At 60.4% G+C, this 17,555-nt stretch carries 19 protein-coding genes and 3 tRNA genes; 14 read left to right on the top strand and 8 right to left on the bottom strand.

Going from position 1 to position 17,555, the window contains the following annotated elements; all coding sequences use genetic code 11:
* The first annotated feature begins 83 nt into the window (after positions 1 to 83).
* On the top strand, positions 84 to 1,502 hold the full coding sequence (locus AAIA72_RS00465) for a PhoH family protein (protein ID WP_369601500.1): 1,419 nt from the start codon (positions 84 to 86) through the stop codon (positions 1,500 to 1,502).
* A 52-nt stretch (positions 1,503 to 1,554) separates the two neighbouring features.
* Here the strand turns inward: AAIA72_RS00465 and AAIA72_RS00460 are convergent, their stop codons facing one another.
* Genes AAIA72_RS00460 through AAIA72_RS00440 form a run of 5 tightly spaced genes read right to left on the bottom strand, consistent with a single transcriptional unit; the run spans position 1,555 to position 5,547 of the window.
* Complete coding sequence (locus tag AAIA72_RS00460) at positions 1,555 to 2,334, bottom strand: ThiF family adenylyltransferase (protein ID WP_369601499.1); 780 nt, start codon at positions 2,332 to 2,334, stop codon at positions 1,555 to 1,557.
* Complete coding sequence (gene prmC, locus AAIA72_RS00455) at positions 2,321 to 3,184, bottom strand: peptide chain release factor N(5)-glutamine methyltransferase (protein WP_369601498.1); 864 nt, start codon at positions 3,182 to 3,184, stop codon at positions 2,321 to 2,323. Before prmC ends, AAIA72_RS00460 begins: the two co-directional genes overlap by 14 nt.
* Positions 3,181 to 4,266, bottom strand: coding sequence for a peptide chain release factor 1 (gene prfA, locus AAIA72_RS00450; protein ID WP_369601497.1), 1,086 nt, complete (start codon positions 4,264 to 4,266; stop codon positions 3,181 to 3,183). Before prfA ends, prmC begins: the two co-directional genes overlap by 4 nt.
* Positions 4,229 to 5,110: a glutamyl-tRNA reductase gene (hemA, locus tag AAIA72_RS00445; RefSeq protein ID WP_369601496.1), complete on the bottom strand. Its 882-nt coding sequence runs from the start codon at positions 5,108 to 5,110 to the stop codon at positions 4,229 to 4,231. Before hemA ends, prfA begins: the two co-directional genes overlap by 38 nt.
* The gene (locus AAIA72_RS00440; RefSeq protein WP_369601495.1) at positions 5,002 to 5,547 is read right to left on the bottom strand and encodes a hypothetical protein; all 546 of its coding nucleotides are present in this window, start codon (positions 5,545 to 5,547) and stop codon (positions 5,002 to 5,004) included. The genes hemA and AAIA72_RS00440 overlap by 109 nt, the downstream gene beginning before the upstream one ends.
* A gap of 184 nt (positions 5,548 to 5,731) precedes the next feature.
* Here AAIA72_RS00440 and AAIA72_RS00435 point away from each other — a divergent pair, with 184 nt between their 5' ends.
* The 8 genes from AAIA72_RS00435 to ychF all read left to right on the top strand — a co-directional run bounded on the left by AAIA72_RS00435 (position 5,732) and on the right by ychF (position 12,414).
* Positions 5,732 to 7,480, top strand: a complete 1,749-nt coding sequence (locus AAIA72_RS00435) for a tetratricopeptide repeat protein (RefSeq protein ID WP_369601494.1) — start codon at positions 5,732 to 5,734, stop codon at positions 7,478 to 7,480.
* On the top strand, positions 7,480 to 8,061 hold the full coding sequence (gene lolB / locus AAIA72_RS00430) for a lipoprotein insertase outer membrane protein LolB (RefSeq protein WP_369601493.1): 582 nt from the start codon (positions 7,480 to 7,482) through the stop codon (positions 8,059 to 8,061). The genes AAIA72_RS00435 and lolB overlap by 1 nt, the downstream gene beginning before the upstream one ends.
* Positions 8,046 to 8,924: a 4-(cytidine 5'-diphospho)-2-C-methyl-D-erythritol kinase gene (gene ispE, locus AAIA72_RS00425; protein WP_369601492.1), complete on the top strand. Its 879-nt coding sequence runs from the start codon at positions 8,046 to 8,048 to the stop codon at positions 8,922 to 8,924. Before lolB ends, ispE begins: the two co-directional genes overlap by 16 nt.
* 4 nt (positions 8,925 to 8,928) lie before the next feature.
* Positions 8,929 to 9,003 (top strand) — tRNA-Gln (locus AAIA72_RS00420).
* Positions 9,004 to 9,064: 61 nt separating this feature from the next.
* Entirely contained in the window at positions 9,065 to 10,009 is a 945-nt protein-coding gene (locus tag AAIA72_RS00415) for a ribose-phosphate pyrophosphokinase (protein WP_369601491.1), read from the top strand.
* 78 nt (positions 10,010 to 10,087) lie between these two features.
* Positions 10,088 to 10,714: a 50S ribosomal protein L25/general stress protein Ctc gene (locus AAIA72_RS00410; RefSeq protein WP_369601490.1), complete on the top strand. Its 627-nt coding sequence runs from the start codon at positions 10,088 to 10,090 to the stop codon at positions 10,712 to 10,714.
* A gap of 3 nt (positions 10,715 to 10,717) precedes the next feature.
* Complete coding sequence (pth, locus tag AAIA72_RS00405; RefSeq protein WP_369601489.1) at positions 10,718 to 11,302, top strand: aminoacyl-tRNA hydrolase; 585 nt, start codon at positions 10,718 to 10,720, stop codon at positions 11,300 to 11,302.
* Positions 11,303 to 11,319: 17 nt separating this feature from the next.
* Entirely contained in the window at positions 11,320 to 12,414 is a 1,095-nt protein-coding gene (gene ychF, locus AAIA72_RS00400) for a redox-regulated ATPase YchF (protein WP_369601488.1), read from the top strand.
* A 104-nt stretch (positions 12,415 to 12,518) separates the two neighbouring features.
* On the opposite strand, the gene AAIA72_RS00395 is transcribed toward ychF, so the two are convergent.
* Positions 12,519 to 13,688, bottom strand: a complete 1,170-nt coding sequence (locus AAIA72_RS00395) for an ISNCY family transposase (RefSeq protein WP_369600308.1) — start codon at positions 13,686 to 13,688, stop codon at positions 12,519 to 12,521.
* A gap of 220 nt (positions 13,689 to 13,908) precedes the next feature.
* Between AAIA72_RS00395 and AAIA72_RS00390 the strand changes: the two genes are divergently transcribed.
* The 3 genes from AAIA72_RS00390 (at position 13,909) to AAIA72_RS00380 (ending at position 14,841) form a co-directional block, all read left to right on the top strand.
* Positions 13,909 to 13,995 (top strand) — tRNA-Leu (locus AAIA72_RS00390).
* Between the two features lie 45 nt (positions 13,996 to 14,040).
* A tRNA-Leu gene (locus tag AAIA72_RS00385) sits at positions 14,041 to 14,127 on the top strand.
* Positions 14,128 to 14,352: 225 nt separating this feature from the next.
* Positions 14,353 to 14,841: a DUF4112 domain-containing protein gene (locus tag AAIA72_RS00380; protein ID WP_369601487.1), complete on the top strand. Its 489-nt coding sequence runs from the start codon at positions 14,353 to 14,355 to the stop codon at positions 14,839 to 14,841.
* Between the two features lie 34 nt (positions 14,842 to 14,875).
* On the opposite strand, the gene AAIA72_RS00375 is transcribed toward AAIA72_RS00380, so the two are convergent.
* A complete protein-coding gene (locus AAIA72_RS00375) occupies positions 14,876 to 15,562 on the bottom strand; it encodes a class I SAM-dependent methyltransferase (protein WP_369601486.1) in 687 nt (228 codons plus the stop codon).
* A gap of 142 nt (positions 15,563 to 15,704) precedes the next feature.
* Between AAIA72_RS00375 and AAIA72_RS00370 the strand changes: the two genes are divergently transcribed.
* Together AAIA72_RS00370 and AAIA72_RS00365 are read left to right on the top strand one after the other, a co-directional pair.
* Positions 15,705 to 15,890 (top strand): hypothetical protein, encoded by a 186-nt coding sequence (locus AAIA72_RS00370; protein ID WP_369601485.1) that lies wholly within the window; start codon positions 15,705 to 15,707, stop codon positions 15,888 to 15,890.
* 33 nt (positions 15,891 to 15,923) lie between these two features.
* Entirely contained in the window at positions 15,924 to 16,628 is a 705-nt protein-coding gene (locus AAIA72_RS00365; RefSeq protein WP_369601484.1) for an alanyl-tRNA editing protein, read from the top strand.
* A gap of 88 nt (positions 16,629 to 16,716) precedes the next feature.
* Here the strand turns inward: AAIA72_RS00365 and AAIA72_RS00360 are convergent, their stop codons facing one another.
* Positions 16,717 to 17,529: a crotonase/enoyl-CoA hydratase family protein gene (locus AAIA72_RS00360; RefSeq protein ID WP_369601483.1), complete on the bottom strand. Its 813-nt coding sequence runs from the start codon at positions 17,527 to 17,529 to the stop codon at positions 16,717 to 16,719.
* Between the last annotated feature and the right edge of the window lie 26 nt (positions 17,530 to 17,555).

Below are 17,555 nucleotides of genomic sequence, written 5' to 3'. Positions count from 1 at the left end.
GTCCGAACGCCGCCACCCGATTGACCGGGTGGCGAACTTCCTCTTTAATGGCGGAAGGAACCTCAACAACAGGTCAGGAGTCGATGACGCAGAATGAGACGGGTGCCCGGCGCACCCGAACCCGCAGCCATGCCCGCCCCATCAATTATGTTCTGGATACCAATGTTCTGATCCACGACCCCAATGCCGTGCTCAACTTCGAGGAGCACAATGTCATCATCCCCATGACAGTGCTGGAAGAGCTGGACAAGCTCAAGTCCGGCCTGTCAGCCATTGCTGCGGACTGCCGCCAGGCCATCCGCCAGATTGACCGCCTGCTGGGCAGCGCCACGCCCCGGCAGATCGAGAAAGGCGTCCCGATCGTGCGCAACGAGGGTGACAAGCCTCTGGGGAAGATCTCCATCCTGATGGATCTGGAAGCCACCGGGCACGACATCCAGCTGCCGGAGAACCTCAACGACAACAAGATCATCAATCTGGCCGTGGCTCTGCAGCGATATCGTCCCAACAGCAAGATCATTCTGGTCAGCAAGGACATCAACATGCGCCTGAAGGCGCGGGCCTGCGGGATCGAAGCCCAGGACTACCAGACGGATCAGCTGATTGACGACATTGAAAAGCTGCCCAAGGGGTATCTGGAATTTGAAGGCTCCTTCTGGGATACCATCACCAAGGTGGAAACGGTGACGGAGGCGGGACGGGCCTATCATGTTCTGCCCCGCAGTGCACCGCTGGATGAGCTCACCCTCAACGACTTCATTCTCGACAAGCAGGGTTTCGTGGGCCGGGTCACCGGCGTGAGCGAAACACAACTTCGGGTCCGGGACCTGAGCCGCGACCGTCTGATGGATCAGGAGGCCTGGGGCCTCTTCCCACGAGACATCTATCAGGCCCTGGCACTCCACCTGCTCATGGACCCGGATGTCCACCTGGTGCAGCTCAGCGGTGCGGCCGGCTCCGGCAAGACCATCCTGGCCCTGGCCGCAGCCATCGAAATGACCGTGGCCAGCAAGCGCTACAAGCGCATCATTGCCACCCGGAGCACCAAGGGGCTGGACGAGGACATCGGATTTCTGCCCGGCACCGAATCCGAGAAGATGGAGCCCTGGCTGGGCGCCATCACCGACAACCTGGAAGCCCTGCATGAAGATGACGAGAACAGCCACGCCAGCGTGGATTACATCCTGCAGAAGGTGCCCATCCAGTTCAAGTCACTGAACTACATTCGTGGCCGCAGCTTCCAGCACAGCCTGATCATCATTGACGAATGCCAGAACCTGACCCCGCACCAGGTCAAGACCATCATCACCCGCGCGGGCAATGGCTCCAAGGTCGTCTGTCTGGGTAATCTGGCACAGATTGATACGCCCTACCTCAACGCCACCAGCAGCGGACTCACCTACCTGGCGGAGCGTTTCCGGGGCTTTCCCTACGGCGGGCGGATTCATCTCCAGGGTGTGCCGCGATCCATTCTCGCGGAATACGCCGAAGCCCATTTGTAGCCGGACATCCCGTCCGCCCCCCGACCACCGCGTGTCGGGGCAGGTTTCCCGGTCAGGCGTCAGGGAGCCGGCGGCCTGCACAGACCGGACACGCAGGATCCCGCTTCAGGCGGAACCGGCGCCACTGGTGACTCAGGCCGTCAAAGACCTGCAATTGCCCGACCAGCGGCTCGCCGGTACCGGTCAGCACCTTGATGGTTTCCAGTGCCTGGGCGGCACCGATGATCCCCACCACGGGGCTCATCACCCCCGCTTCGCTGCAGGTCAGCCCTGTATCGCCCATGGCACCATATAAACAGTGATAACAGGGGCTGTCGTCCCGGCGCATGTCGAACACGCTGAGCTGCCCCTCGAAACGTATGGCGGCACCGGATACCACTATCCTGCCCTGTTTTACCACTTCCGCATTGATCAGCTCGCGGGTTGCAAAATTATCGGTGCAATCCACGACGGCATCCGCCACGGAAACCCACTTTGCTGCACTGCGCTCGTCCAGCGCCTCGGGCACCACCGTGACCTTCACCTCCGGGTTGATCGCCCGGACGCTTTCGGCTGCCGACTCCACCTTCAACTGCCCGACATTCTGCTCCGTATGGGCAATCTGGCGCTGAATGTTGCTGACCTCAACCCGGTCCGGATCCACCAGAATCAACTCGCCCACGCCGGCCGCGGCCAGATAGAGGGCAACCGGGCATCCCAGACCGCCCAGGCCAACCACCAGAACCTGACTGCGACGCAATCGCTCCTGCCCTGCCACATCAAACTCGGGCAGCATGATCTGGCGATGGTAGCGCATCAGCTGCGCGTCGTTCATGTCCTCACGTTCCAGCATCTTCAGCTCCTCTCAAGCGTGCGCCGGTCAGCCGCTCATGTCCGGCCAGATCGCGCCGGGTTTCCACATCCGTCCACTCCCCGCCGAAAAGACGGCGAACCGCCTCGCCCTGGTTCCAGCCGTGCTCGACGAGGAGATGGCCTCCCGGGACCAGAAAGCCGGGTGCTTGCTGAATCAGGTGGCGGATGGCATCCAGTCCGTCCGCTCCGGAAGCCAGTGCCCCGGCCGGCTCAAAACGCACATCCCCCTGTTCAAGATGGCGATCGCCCGCCTCGATATAGGGCGGATTGCTGACGATCAGATCCCAGCGCTGCTCCGGCTGCAGACCGGAAAACCAGTCCGACAGCAGACACTGCACGTTGGCCAGCCCCAGACGCGCCACATTCTGCCGCGCCACATCCAGCGCTGCAGGCGACACATCCACGGCCGTCACCTGCCACATCGGCCGCTCACTGGCCAGTGCACAGGCAATGGCCCCCGTTCCCGTCCCCAGATCCAGAACGCGCGCGGGGCCGGAAGGCCCGGCCTCCAGCGCCCATTCCACCAGGTGTTCCGTCTCCGGACGCGGAATAAGTGTATCGGGAGTTACCGACAGGGTTAACCCCCAGAACTCGCGCTCTCCGAGAATATACGCCACCGGCTCCCCGTCGGTACGACGGCGCACCCAGTGCTGAAACCGATCCAGAACCGCCCCGGCAAGGTGCTGGTCATCAAAGGCAAGCACCCAGCTCAGATCGCGGCCGGCGGCTCTGGCCAGCAACAATCGGGCTTCCCTTCGGGCCTCGTGGGTATCCAGCCCTGCCCTTTCAAGGTGTTGCGCAGCCCGCAACAGTGCATCGCGAACGATCATGCGTCCTGCAGCTGGGCAAGCTGCTCGGCCTGATATTCCTGCAACAGGGGCTCGATGACCGGATCCAGGTCACCCTGGAGGATCTCGTCCAGCTTGTAGAGTGTCAGGTTGATGCGGTGATCCGTCACCCGCCCTTGCGGGAAGTTGTAGGTCCGGATCCGTTCCGAGCGATCACCACTGCCCACCAGTGACTTGCGGGTCTGTGCCTGCTCCTTGCGTTGCGCCTCCTGAACCTGAGACAGCAGCTTCGCCTGCAGCAACGACATGGCACGCGCCCTGTTCTTGTGCTGTGAGCGCTCATCCTGACACTCCACCACCGTCCCCGTGGGCAGGTGCGTGATCCGGATGGCCGAATCCGTCTTGTTCACATGCTGACCCCCGGCACCGGACGCCCGGTAGGTATCAATGCGCAGATCCGCAGGGTTGATCTCGATGGCATCCACCTCCTCCACCTCCGGCAGAACCGCCACCGTACAGGCAGAGGTGTGAATACGGCCCTGGGACTCCGTCTCCGGTACGCGCTGCACCCGGTGAGCGCCGGACTCGAATTTCAGCTGACGGTAAACGTTCTGGCCTTCCACCCGCACGATGATTTCCTTGTAGCCCCCATGCTCACCCGGGTTTTCACTCATCACTTCAAACCGCCAGCCCTTCTGTTCACCATAACGCACATACATGCGGTAGAGATCGCCCGCAAAGAGCGCGGCCTCGTCGCCACCCGTGCCCGCCCGGATTTCCAGATACACATTGGCCGAGTCATTGGGATCCTTCGGCAGCAGCAGGAAATTCAGGTTTGCCTCCATTTCCTCCAGCCGCGCCCGGGCGTGCCGCACTTCTTCCTGACCCATTTCGCGCATGTCCGGGTCCGGATCATCCAGAAGCGCCTCCGCCTCGGCCAGATCGGCCTGCACGCGCTGGTAGGCCCGCCAGGCCTCCACCACCGGCTCCAGTTCGGCATATTCCTGTGAGCATGCTCTGAAACGACTGTTGTCATCAATCACCTCGGGTGATGACATCAGCGCCTGTAGCTCTTCGAAACGGGATTCAAGCTGTTCCAGTTTGGTCTGTATGGATGGTTTCATCGGTGTCCTGAGATCGGGATTCACTCTCCAGCGGCAGACCGTGCAAGACGGCCAGCCACCGGGCCACTTCACCACGCCCCTCGGCAGCCGCCTTGCGAACGGCGACGGTCGGCGCATGAAGCAATTTGTTGGTCAGACTGTTGGCCAGTGCACGGACAACATCGGCCGGATCATTCCCCTGGGCGAGACGGCGCAGCGCTCGATCAATCTCCGCTGCCTGTATCTGCATGGCCTGATGCCGGAAGGCCTTCAGTACGTCCGCCGATGCCCGCACCCGCAGATCGGACATGAAGGCATCTGCCCCCTGTTCAATCAGACACATGGCCTCACGCGCTGCCTCTTTCCGCGAGCGCATGTTGTCCTGTATCACCTGTTGCAGATCATCCACCGTGTAGAGATAAACGTCCGGAAGTTCACCCACTTCCGCTTCCACATCCCTCGGCACGGCAATATCCGCAATGAACACCGGCTTGTGACGGCGCTTTCGGACTGCCTGCTCCATGGCACCTTTCCCGAGAATGGGCAGCGGACTGGCGGTAGACGCCACGATCAGGTCTGCCCGGTGGAGGTGTTCGGGGATGTCAGGCAGGGCAATGGCCTCACCCTGAAATTCGGTCGCCAGGGCCTGAGCTTTCACCAGCGTCCGGTTGGCAATGATCATGCGTCTCACACCCGCGCGTTGCAGGTGCCGCGCCACCAGTTCAATGGTCTCGCCTGCACCGATCAGGAGCGCCGTCAGGCTCCCGAAATCGGAGAAGATGTGTCCGGCCATGGATACCGCGGCATAGGCGACAGAAACCGGATTGGCGCCGATGGCTGTTTCGGTCCGCACCCGTTTGGCCATGCCAAAGGTATGCTGAAACAGCCGCTCCAGCGCCCCCCCAGTGTACCGGCAGCCTGCGCAAACGCATACGCATCCTTGACCTGTCCGAGAATCTGGGGTTCACCCAGCACCAGAGAGTCCAGCCCCGATGCCACGCGCATCATGTGCATTACCGCATCCCGCTCCCGGTGCAGGTAAACGCAGGACACCAGCGCTTCACGATCCACACCGTGATACCGGCTGATCCAGTCCACCAGGCGGGGTGCATCCTCGCCACTCCGCACCGAACAGTAAAGCTCGGTCCGGTTACAGGTGGACAAAATGGCCACTTCGTCGGCCAGTGACTGATCTACCACCTCGCGCAAGGCCGACTCGATCCGGTCCGGCGCAAAGGCCACCCGTTCGCGGATGGCGACCGGAGCCGTTTTGTGATTTATCCCCAAAGCCAAAAGCGTCATGTGTGGATCATCAGTCTCATCAGGAAACGCACATTGTAACCGGGCGGCCCGTTCATACCAAACCCGGCAGCCGCACAACCTTACACCGAACCGCCACACCTTTGCTTGATGAAGCGCAATTAATGATATTTGGCCGGGTTCCGTATATGCTTGTGCCATGACCAGGAAGGTAAACAACAAGCCCATGAAAACACGACTCGCATTAGCTCAAGCCGCCCTCGCACTGCTGCTCGCGGGGTGCAGCACACTGCAGCCATACAGTGCCACGCAGGCCACACCGGTCATGAAAAGCCTGCTCACACCCGAGGAGATGGCACCGCCACCCGAGGAGCAGTCCCCCCACCCGACCGCCTTCAGGCGGGACGTGCTGGCCAGGCTGCTCGTTGCCGAATTTGCCGCGCAGCAGGAGGACTATGCCACCTTGCTGCGAAATTATCGGGAAGTGGCGGTGGACACTCAGGATCCGGGCGTGATCGAAAGGGCGGTACGCATCGCACAGTTCGTCAAGGACGAGGAAGCCCTGACCGAACTGGCGCTGCTCTGGGCAAAGAACGAACCGGCCAATGTGGAAGCGCATCAACTTGCCGCATTCCAGCTCATCAAGGCCAAACGCTACCAGGAAGCCATTGCCCAGATGGAAGCCGTCATGGGACTCGGTGGCGCCTCACGATTTGACCGCCTGGCCCTGCACGCCCAGAACCTGAACGAGGAAGAGCGGCATCAGCTCACCGAACTCTATCGCCAGCTCATGACGCGGCACCCGGATGAGGATGAAATCGCCTATGGTTACGCCCTGCTGCTGGAAATGGATGGTCAGCTTGATGCAGCGCTGGCCATCACCACCGATCTCATCCGCCACAGCGACGATGAAAACATCCTCGCCTTGCACGCCCGCATGCTGGCCAACAAGGACCTTGAGCAAGGACTGGCCTTCCTTCAGCAGGCCACCCGGGAACAACCCGAAAGCCTGATACTGGGCACCCTGCATGCCCGGATGCTGATCAAGGCCGAAAAACTGGAGGATGCCATGAGTGAATATGAACGACTCATGGCACTGCAGCCGGAAGCCAGTCACCTCAGACTGTCCCATGCCCTCGTTGCGCTGGAAGCCAGAAAATACGATATCGCCAGGTCAGAACTGGAAGCGCTCGTCCGGGACAACAAGCACCAGAATGAGGCGCAGTTTTTCCTCGGCCGTCTGGCAGACCTCCAAAACCGGACTGATGAGGCCATTCAGCATTATCTGGCCGTCAGGCAGGGTGGACGCTACTTCGATGCACTGGGCAGGGCGGCATACCTGCTGCTCTCTGAAGGACGCAATGCCGAAGCGCAGGCCGCCTTTGACGACGCGCGCAACCAGTATCCGGATCAGGCCGCGCAACTGTGGGATATCCAGATCAATGTCTGGATGCAGGCCAAGCACGAAGAAGAGGCGCTCAGGCTTGCAGACCAGGCCATCTCGGAATACCCGGACGACATTCAGTTGCGCTACGCCCGCGCCATGCTCAATGACCGCCTTGGCAATGCAGAAGCCATGGAGGAGGATCTCCGTTACATCCTCGAACTGGAACCCGACAATGCCACGGCCATGAATGCGCTGGGCTATTCCTGGGCCAATCGCAACGTCAGACTTGCCGAAGCCCGGGACCTCATCGCTCGTGCGCTGGAACTCGACCCGGACAACCCCGCCATCATGGACAGCATGGGCTGGGTACTCTATCGGCTGGGTGATCCCGAAACGGCACTGACCTGGGTACACAAGGCCTGGGACAAGATGAAAGACCCCGAGGTTGCGGCGCACCTGGGCGAACTGCTCTGGCTGAAGGGAGAGCGGGACAAGGCCGCAGCCATCTGGAAGGAAGGCCTTGAAAAAGCCCCCGACCACCCGATCATCCGGGAAACCATGGAACGACTGGGCGCAGGATCACTCTGATGCGGTTGCGGTCAATCCTGCCAGTACTTCTTGTCGTCTTCCTGGCCGGTTGCGCCACTACGCCGCCTGCGCCGCCCGTACCACCGGATCAGGCTGCCGCGGCGGCACTGTCCCGGTGGCAGGTCACGGGCAAGATCGGTGTCACGCAGGGCAAGACACGCCATTTTGCTGCCATTAACAGCTGGGTCCAGTCGGGCGACCATTTTGATATCCGGCTGTCCTCAACACTGTTCGGCCTTGGAGCGGCACGGCTGACCGGCACCCCCGGACACATCCGGATTATCCAGGGAGATGACGTCTATCTCTCCGACGCACCGGACAAACTCGTCCGGGAAGCCCTGAAGCTGCCTCTGCCCGTCTCTGCACTCCCCTGGTGGGCAAGAGGCCTCCCACTGCCCGGACAACCATGGACACAGGCCCCGGAATCAGCCCCCGGGACCCGGCAATTCAATCAACTGGGATGGGAAGTCGTTGCCTCGCGCTTCACGCCCGTCAACGGTATCACGCTGCCGACCCGCGTGGACCTGTCCCGTGACAACCTGCGCATCCGACTGGTCATCACCACATGGCAACTGAACTGAGCCTGCCGGCACCGGCCAAACTCAATCTCCTGCTGCATATCAACGGCCGCCGCCCCGACGGCTACCATGAGCTTCAGACGCTGTTCCAGCTTCTGGATCATGGCGACACCCTTCATGTCCGCCGGCTGGACACGCAGGACATCATTCTCGAGAGCGACTGGCACGAGGTTCCCCCGGAAGACAACCTGATCGTCCGCGCGGCCCGTCTCCTGCAGCATCATGCCGGCTGCAGGCTCGGTGCCGCCATCCGGCTGGAGAAGCGACTCCCGAGCGGCGGTGGCGTCGGCGGGGGCAGCTCCGATGCGGCAAGCACACTTCTTGCGCTGGACGCGCTGTGGCAGCTCGATCTGCCCCCGAACAGCCTGGCAAGGCTCGGACGGCAACTGGGGGCAGACGTACCGGTCTTTGTGCTGGGCCGCAGCGCATGGGCGGAAGGCGTGGGCGAGCGCCTGACTCCCGTCATCCTGCCGCAATGGTGGTATGTGGTGATCAAGCCACCCGTTCATGTCAGCACCGCGAAAATTTTTTCGCATCCCCTGTTGACAAGGGACACCCCAAAGATGAAAATAGCGCCCGCTTTCGAGGGACACACCGCGGGGCGCAACGATTGCGAAAACGTGGTATTCTCACTCTACCCTGAAGTCAGAAAGGCGTACGAGTGGCTCTCTGAGCGGGGCAACGCGAGACTCACCGGAACCGGGGCCTGCGTCTTTGCCCGATACGAAAACGCCGAGGATGCACAACGCGTCCTGATGGAACTGCCGAAACATCTGAGCGGCTTCATCGCACAAGGCGTCAATCGGTCTCCGGCACATCAGATGCTGGACAACTGGAAAGCGACAAACAGAGCGCTGCCAACATGAATACTGGGGTGTCGCCAAGCGGTAAGGCAACGGGTTTTGATCCCGTCATGCGCAGGTTCGAATCCTGCCACCCCAGCCAATCCTCAGACTGAATCCTCATGCCCAAGCCGAACCGTTCCAGACGCGAGAAGGTACCTACTGTGTCCAAGTTGATGGTATTTACCGGTAACGCCAACGTTGACCTTGCACGCAAAGTCGCCGATACCCTGAACATCCCACTGGGAGATGCCACTGTCGGCAAGTTCAGCGATGGCGAAGTCATGGTTGAAATCAACGAGAACGTCCGCGGACGCGACGTTTTCATCATTCAGCCGACCTGTCAGCCCACCAACGACAACCTGATGGAACTGGTCGTCATGGCTGATGCCCTGCGCCGCGCCTCTGCCGGCCGCATTACAGCCGTCATCCCTTACTACGGCTATGCCAGACAGGATCGTCGCCCCCGCTCTTCACGGGTACCCATCAGCGCCAAGGTCGTTGCCGACATTCTCACCGGCGTGGGCATCAACCGCGTTCTGACCGTAGACCTGCATGCCGACCAGATTCAGGGCTTCTTCCACATTCCCGTGGACAACGCCTATGCCACACCGGTCATGCTGGATGACATCGAACGCAAGCAACTTGATGACTTTGTGGTGGTCTCCCCCGACGTGGGCGGCGTGGTTCGTGCCCGTGCCTTTGCCAAGCGCCTCAATGACGCCGATCTGGCCATCATCGACAAGCGCCGGCCCCAGGCCAACGTCGCGCAGGTGATGCACATCATCGGTGACGTGGAAGGCAAGACCTGCATCCTCATCGACGATATCGTGGACACTGCCGGCACCCTGTGCAAGGCTGCCAATGCCCTCAAGGAGCAGGGCGCCACCCGGGTGCTGGCCTACATCACGCACCCGGTGCTGTCAGGCCCGGCCATCGAGAACATCGAAAACTCGGTTCTGGACGAGCTCGTGGTCACAGATACCATTCCGCTGAGTGACAGCGCCAAAAAATGTGCTAAAATCCGGCAGCTCACACTGGCCGGCCTGCTGGCAGAGTCCATCCGCCGGGTGTGCAACGAAGAATCCATCAGTGCCATGTTCCGATAAGGACGCAGCACTGATTACTCGCCCTGTCAGTCTGGTCGCGGGCTGGCAGGGTTTTGATATTTAAACAGGAGAAAAACCATGTCAGACATCCAGTTCAACGTCTCTGTTCGTGACGTTCAAGGGAAAGGTGCGAGCCGCCGCCTGCGTCGCGAAATGAAAGTCCCCGGCATTCTGTACGGTGGCGACAAGGCCCCGCTGAACATCGCCATTCCCGAGAATGAGCTGATGAAAGTGCTGGACACCGAGTCCTTCTACTCTCACGTGATTGAGCTCAACATTGACGGCAACAAGGAACGCGCCATCCTGAAGGATCTGCAGCGCCACCCGTACAAGCCGACCGTGCTGCACATTGACTTCATGCGCGTTGTCGCCGGCCACAAGATCACCGTTCAGGTACCGCTGCACTTCATCAACGAAGACAAGTGCGACGCCATCAAGAACCAGGGCGGCAAGGCCAACCACCTGCTTAACGAAGTGGAAATCGAGTGTCTGCCCAAAGACCTGCCCGACTTCATTGAAGTGGATCTGGCCGAAGTCAAGATGGACGAAATTCTCCACTTGTCCGACCTCAAGCTGCCGGAAGGCGTGGAGCTGGTTGCGCTGCGTCATGGCCCCGATCATGACCTGCCGGTCGTTGCCATCCACAAGCCCAAGGGTGCCGCCGAGGCGGAAGGCGAGGCCGAAGGCGAAGAAGCCGGCGAGTAATTCATGCCCGCTGTACAAGCTATTGTGGGGCTGGGCAATCCCGGCCCCCAGTATGCCACAACGCGCCACAATGCTGGCGCGTTGTGGGTTCAGCACCTTGCAGAACGTCACTTTGCCACTCTCCGCCCGGAGCGCCGGTTTCACGGACTCTATGGGCGCATCCAGGTGGGCGGCCGGGATATTCATCTCCTGTTCCCGCAAACCTACATGAATCGCAGCGGGCTTGCAGTCCAGGCACTGGTCAACTTCTACCGGTTGCCGCCCGAATCCTTGCTTGTTGCCCATGACGAACTGGATATTCAGCCGGGCGAAGTGCGTTTGAAAGCCGGCGGCGGTCATGGGGGACACAACGGCCTGAGGGATATTATCAAGGCACTGGGCGACAAACGTGAATTTGGCCGACTACGATTGGGGATCGGTCACCCCGGTGACAAGAACCGGGTTGCCGACTATGTTCTGCACCCCTTTGGTAAAACTGAACGAACGCAACTGGATCAGGTTTTCGATAGCATTGACCCACTGCTCCCGGATATTGTCCGGGGAGACTGGTCGAAACCCATGAACATCCTGCACAGTCTGCGTCCCTGAAATACGAGGATCATTCCATGGGATTCAAATGTGGCATTGTCGGACTACCCAATGTTGGCAAGTCCACCCTGTTCAATGCGCTGACCAAGGCAGGTATTGAGGCAGCCAATTTTCCGTTCTGTACCATTGAACCGAACACCGGCGTTGTCCCCATGCCGGATCCGCGTCTGGATGAGCTGGCCCGGATTGTCAAACCCCAGCGTGTACTGCCCACGACCATGGAGTTCGTGGACATTGCGGGCCTGGTGGAAGGGGCTTCCAAGGGCGAAGGCCTCGGAAACCAGTTCCTGGCCAACATCCGTCAGACAGATGCCATTGCACATGTCGTAAGATGTTTTGAGGACAGCAATGTTGTGCATGTCGCCGCCAAAGTCGATCCGGCAGCAGACATTGAAGTCATCAATACCGAACTGGCGCTGGCCGACCTTGAGACCGTGGAGAAGGCCATCAAGCGCGTAGGCCGCATTGCAAAGGGTGGCGACAAGGATGCAAAATTTCTCCTGAGCATCATGGAAGACAAGCTGCTTCCGGTGCTGAATGAGGCACAACCGGTCCGCACCATCGCGCTCAGCGAAGAAGAACAGAAAGCAATCCGGGAACTGTGCCTGCTGACGGTCAAGCCCACCATGTATATCGCCAACGTGGACGAAAACGGCTTCGACAACAACCCCTACCTGGATACCGTCCGCAAGATCGCCGCCAGCGAGGGTGCCGAAGTGGTGGCCATCTGCAACAAGCTGGAAGCAGAAATCGCCGAACTGGAAGATGAGGAGCGGGCCGAGTTTCTGGCCGATCTCGGCATGGAAGAGCCCGGACTGGACCGTGTGATCCGCGCCGGATATGCTCTGCTGGGTCTCCAGACCTACTTCACGGCAGGCGTGAAGGAAGTGCGGGCATGGACCATTCCGGTCGGCGCCACGGCACCTCAGGCGGCCGGCGTCATCCATACCGACTTCGAGCGGGGTTTCATTCGCGCAGAGGTTATTGCCTACGAAGATTTCGTTCGCTACAACGGCGAACAGGGCGCCAAGGATGCCGGCAAGTGGCGTCTGGAAGGCAAGGACTACGTTGTCCAGGACGGCGACGTCATCCATTTCCGGTTCAACGTCTAAGCCCGATCGGAAGGGGGCCAAAAAATGCAATCAGGTGTGTTAGCAACAAATAGAACTGTCCGGTTTTGTAGCACATAAACTGTCCGCTTTGGGTCCACTGATGATCAGACTTGGCAGCGGACGTTGGCCGGTGCCTGATCAATAGGTTCGAGGGGGTCGAAGGGCAGGCCTTCTGGGGTGTAACTGGCCAGTCTTCTGGGGCCGTGGAAGATCGCCAGGGAGCGATCAGGATAACGGTGTACCCGAACCTTGGCCTTGACGTAATGGCGCCGATAGCGGTCGGCAGGGATCTGCAGCTTGAGTCCCTCGAACGAGACGCAGTTGTCCTTGTTCACGGTGCGTTCGTACTGCTCACACAGGATGTCGTCCAGTCCAGGGCCGATGAAAGGCACGAAGGCGCTGCCCTCGACGGCGGGTTTGACGCAGAACTCCCGGTTGAAGGCCGGCAGGTAGTGCTCCCGAAGGTAGCGGTTGGCCGCCGCCATGGTGGTAATGCCCTGGGCTGCAAGTTCCTTGGGCAGGCGTCCCTGATGGGTGGCGAACTGGCGCTCACAGCGGCCCCGGGCCTCGGGGGAATAGGCGGGGATCATCTCGACCCCGAGCTGGGCCATGGCCCTGCCGAACTGGGTGAGGTTGGACTTGTCGACCTTGCCGCCGGCCTTGGGGGTGTGCCAGTAGTGACTGCCCCGGTCGGTATAGAGGCTCGAGGGAAGGCCGTGATCGGTGATGACCTCTCGCATGGCCTGGAAGCTCGAAGCCGTGCCTTCCTCCTCGACGAAGAACATGGAGTAGTGCTCAGAGGTGGCGTCATCGAAGGTGATGATCAGATCCCAGTGGTGGCCGGGAACCCATTCGTGGGTGGAGCCATCCTGGTGGAGCATCATGCCGACCATGGGCGCCCGCTCGCGGCGTCGACGATGCTTACCCCGAGCCGGTGCCTTCTTGACCAGGCCTGCCTTCTGCAAGGTGTTCCGTACCCAGGTATAGCTGCGTGTGCCGCCGTGACGGTCGCGGTAGAAGCTGTAGAAGTGTTTGATGTTCCAGCCGTCGTAGCGCTCCTTGTAGAGCGCCTCGAGGCGTAGAACCTCATCCACCGGGGCCTTGCGGTGGGAAACCTGACTCAGGCGCTTGTCGATCAGGCCGTCGAGGCCCTCCTCCTCGTAGCGGTCGATATAGCGCCGGAAGGTCCGCTCACAGACCCCCAGCAGCCGCGCCGCCTCTTCCTGGGTCAGCCGTTTCTCGGTCCATCCCGTATAGGCTTCTTCGAATCGCATTTTCCGGATCTCCTGTAGCAGTTCTGTCCGTCTCATGGCTCACCTCCTTGGTGATCATGAAACCGGACAAATCACGTGCTACAAGTCCGGACAGTTTATTTGCTCCCAACAAAAATGCAATCAGGTGTTGACAGCCCCCTGAAAGATTATTAAATTACGCGCCCATACACTGATTCCCAAATCAGTGCGCTCTTTAAAACAGGTGATCACACCACAAGATGCCGAGGTGGTGAAATTGGTAGACACGCTAGCTTCAGGTGCTAGTGGGGGCAACCCCGTGGAGGTTCAAGTCCTCTCCTCGGCACCATCCGATCCCTGTTTGACGCTCTTTTGACATGATGACACACCACGTGCCGAGGTGGTGAAATTGGTAGACACGCTAGCTTCAGGTGCTAGTGGGGGCAACCCCGTGGAGGTTCAAGTCCTCTCCTCGGCACCATCTTCTCGTCACCCTCCGCTCGTAATCAAAACATCCTCAGACCATTTTCAGATCTTCCGGACATCAGCGTCGGACTTTCGTCAGCTTTTTTCAAGTGCGCAGCGCCACACGCAACATCAGGTCAACGGCCCTGCTCCGCTCACATCTTTCAGCCTCCCCCATCCGGAGCACTCCCGAGACCGGCCGCCTCTTGATTTCCGGCCCCACGCCCTGCATTATCAGCACATGATCAAAGACTCAGATCCGAAAACACCCGACCCCGAAACGCTTGTCCGCCTGCGCGAGCGCCTGAACAAACTGGCGACTGTGCTGGACAGCCGGTTTCGCATTCCCGGCACCCGCATCCGTTTCGGATGGGACAGCATCGTCGGCGTCATTCCGGTGGCCGGTGACGTCCTGACGGCGCTTTTGGGTGGCTACATCATCAGCCAGGCCTACAAGGCCGGGGCACCCCGGAAACTGTTGCTGCGCATGGCAGCCAATACCCTCGCGGACCTGTTCGGGGGCAGCGTGCCCGTCGTGGGGGATATTTACGATGTGCTCTGGCGCTCAAATCAGCGCAACGTCCGCCTGCTTGAAGACTGGCTCAACAGCCAGATCGAACCCCGTACAGAGCAGGAGCACTCTCTGGTCAAGGTCCTGGTGGTGGCCATTCTGCTCGGCGTGGGCGGCATTTTTGCCTGGAAAGGCTTCAGCGGTCAGCTGCGGCCCTGATGTTTGCTCTTAACCTGCCCTTAAGGCTCGCCGGTTATGCTTTATCGCGCTTATCAGAGCTTTCTTCGTCTTCCGGCGTGTCCAGTACACGCCTTTTTTGTATCAGCACCACATTTCTGCCCGGATATTCACACAGACCGCCTGCGGACTCAGCCCAGACCGCAAATGTCCGGCGGCTGAAAAAACACACATGTGTCGGATCGCGCCGGTAATGCCAGGTCCCGAAGGCCGGCGCATCGTCCAGCAGCCCGGTCATGATCCCCAGCCATCCACCCGGTTCAAGACATGCCCACAGCCGCTCCAGCACTGCCCTGGGGGCATGCAGATGCTCGGCAACCTCCGTACAGGTAATGAAGTCATAGGATTGTGCCAGCCAGCGTTCATCGGGCCAGAACGCCGGGTCGTAAACAGCCATATCCATACCCGCGTCAAGCAGCATGTTGGCCAGCGCAGGCCCCGGCCCGCAGCCAAAGTCCAGCCCCCGCATGCCCGGGGTGAGCTTCTTCAGCAAGGGATCCGCCAGACGCGACAGGAATGCCCGGTACCCGGGATCATCCACGCGGTTTTCATGGGTCAGATAGAAGGCCCGCTCCGCGGCACGAGCCAGTCGCAACCCCGGTTCCAGCCATATGAAGGCACAATGCCCGCAGCGCAGATAGGTCTTCCCATCCGGCGTCTCAAAGGGCGCGCCCGCCGCACCACACATCAGACAATCCGTCATGTCCGCATTCCCGGTTAACCTGTCCGGGGCATTCTACGTGACCCCCGGCATGTTCCCAAACTCTGTCCGGGAACTTCCGGGACAACACAGAGTCTGAAACCCTGAATACCATTGCTTTTCTTGTCCGATCAGGAGCCCGGTCATGTGCAGTACACCCCGCCCCGTTTCCCGCAAACCTGCGCGAAAAACAAGCACTCCCGGCTATGCCGGCCTCAACAGCCGGGCCCAGCGCCGTTATGCCATCCTGGCCAATCAGGCCGAAGCCCGGCGCCAGCGTCGCGAGAAAGAAGACGCTCCCCCTTCCCCGCCCGGCGAAGATCCGTTATAAAACAGGCATCGAAAACAATAACAGGGACCGCACATGACACGGGAACTCTTCCGGGATGACAGCTATCTCAAAACCACCACGGCAACGCTTTCGGGCATCGAGAACGGTGCCCTGATTCTGGATCAGACCATTTTCTACCCCCTGGGCGGCGGACAGCCCGGCGATACGGGCTGGATCGTCCGCATCAATGGTGAGCGCCTTGCCGTCACCGATACCACCTACAGCAAGGACAGTGGCGCGATCCTTCATCACCTCGAACACGTCCCCTCCGATCTGAGCATCGGAGAAACGCTGGCGCTGGAAATCGACTGGGATCGCCGCTATGCGCTCATGAAACTCCATACGACCCTGCACCTGCTGTGCAGTGTGGTGGACGCCCCGGTCACCGGCGGCAATATTGATGAAAACAAGGCCAGGCTGGATTTTGCACTGGACGACAAACCCGACCCCGAAGCGCTGACCGCCGCACTCAACCGACTGATCGGGCTGGATGCACCGGTCACCTATACCTGGATTTCCGACGAGGAGATGGATGCCCAGCCGGAGCTGGTGCGGACCATGTCGGTCAAGCCTCCCCGGGGCAAGGGGCGGGTGCGCCTGGTGGAAATCGAAGGCACGGATCTGCAGCCGTGCGGGGGTACCCATGTGGGCCGTACCGGAGAAATCGGCGCCGTGGCGGTCACCAGGATTGAAAACCGGGGCAAGCAGAACAAGCGGGTGATCGTGAAACTGGCCTGAAGCGCCCGGAATTCGTCAGGAACTGTCTGCCGAAACCGGAGCGGCCCCCGGGCCGCTCCTTGACATCTCAACGTTTTCCCACACCGATTCAATCGGCAAATTTCGGCTCGCGTTTCTGCATGCGGGCAGCCATGGCCTCCTGAATGTCGGCACTGATCAGCATGGCTGCATTCCAGGTAGCCACATAGTTCAGGCCTTCCGCCACACTGTGATCCCGGGTGAACTTGATCATCTCCTTGGTGCCGCGGATGGCCAGCGGCGACTTGGCCGCGATGGTGTCGGCAATCTCGCGTACGCCCGCCTCAAGAGCCTCCCGGCTTTCGAACACCCGGTTCACCAGCCCGATGCGCTCCGCCTCTTCCGCGCCGGCCCTGCGTCCGGTATAGGCCAGCTCGCGCATGATGCCATCAGGGATGATCTTCGGCAGGCGCTGCAGGGTCCCGACGTCCGCCACCATGCCGATGTCGATTTCCTTGATTTCGAAATAGGCATCAGCCGAGGCGTAACGCATATCGCAGCAGGTCACCATGTCCACGCCGCCACCAATCACGCCCCCGTGCAGCGCAGCCAGAACCGGCTTGCGACAGTCCTCGATTGCCGTCAGGCAGCCCTGAAGTTTCAGGATGACCTGGCGCAACTGCTCGCGCTTGCGGCCTTCGCACTTCTCCCGGGACATCATCACCTGACTGAAGTCCATCAGGTCAATCCCGGCACAGAAGTGCTTGCCTTCACCCCGGAGAATCACCACGCGGACGGTCGGCTCCGTATCAGCCCAGCGAAACGCCTCGCCGATTTCTTCCCACATTTTCATATTCATGGCGTTGGCCTTTTCGGGGCGGTTCAGGCTCACGATGGCAACAGGGCCGTCCTGGTTCACGGTCAGGGTCTGAAAGTCAGTCATGTGTATCTCCTCTGGTTTTGTGCCAG

This window comes from Thermohahella caldifontis (assembly GCF_041153465.1).
Taxonomy (GTDB): domain Bacteria; phylum Pseudomonadota; class Gammaproteobacteria; order Pseudomonadales; family Oleiphilaceae; genus Thermohahella; species Thermohahella caldifontis.
Note: the sequence above shows the minus strand (reverse complement) of the source record. Positions and strands in the feature narration are given on the sequence as shown.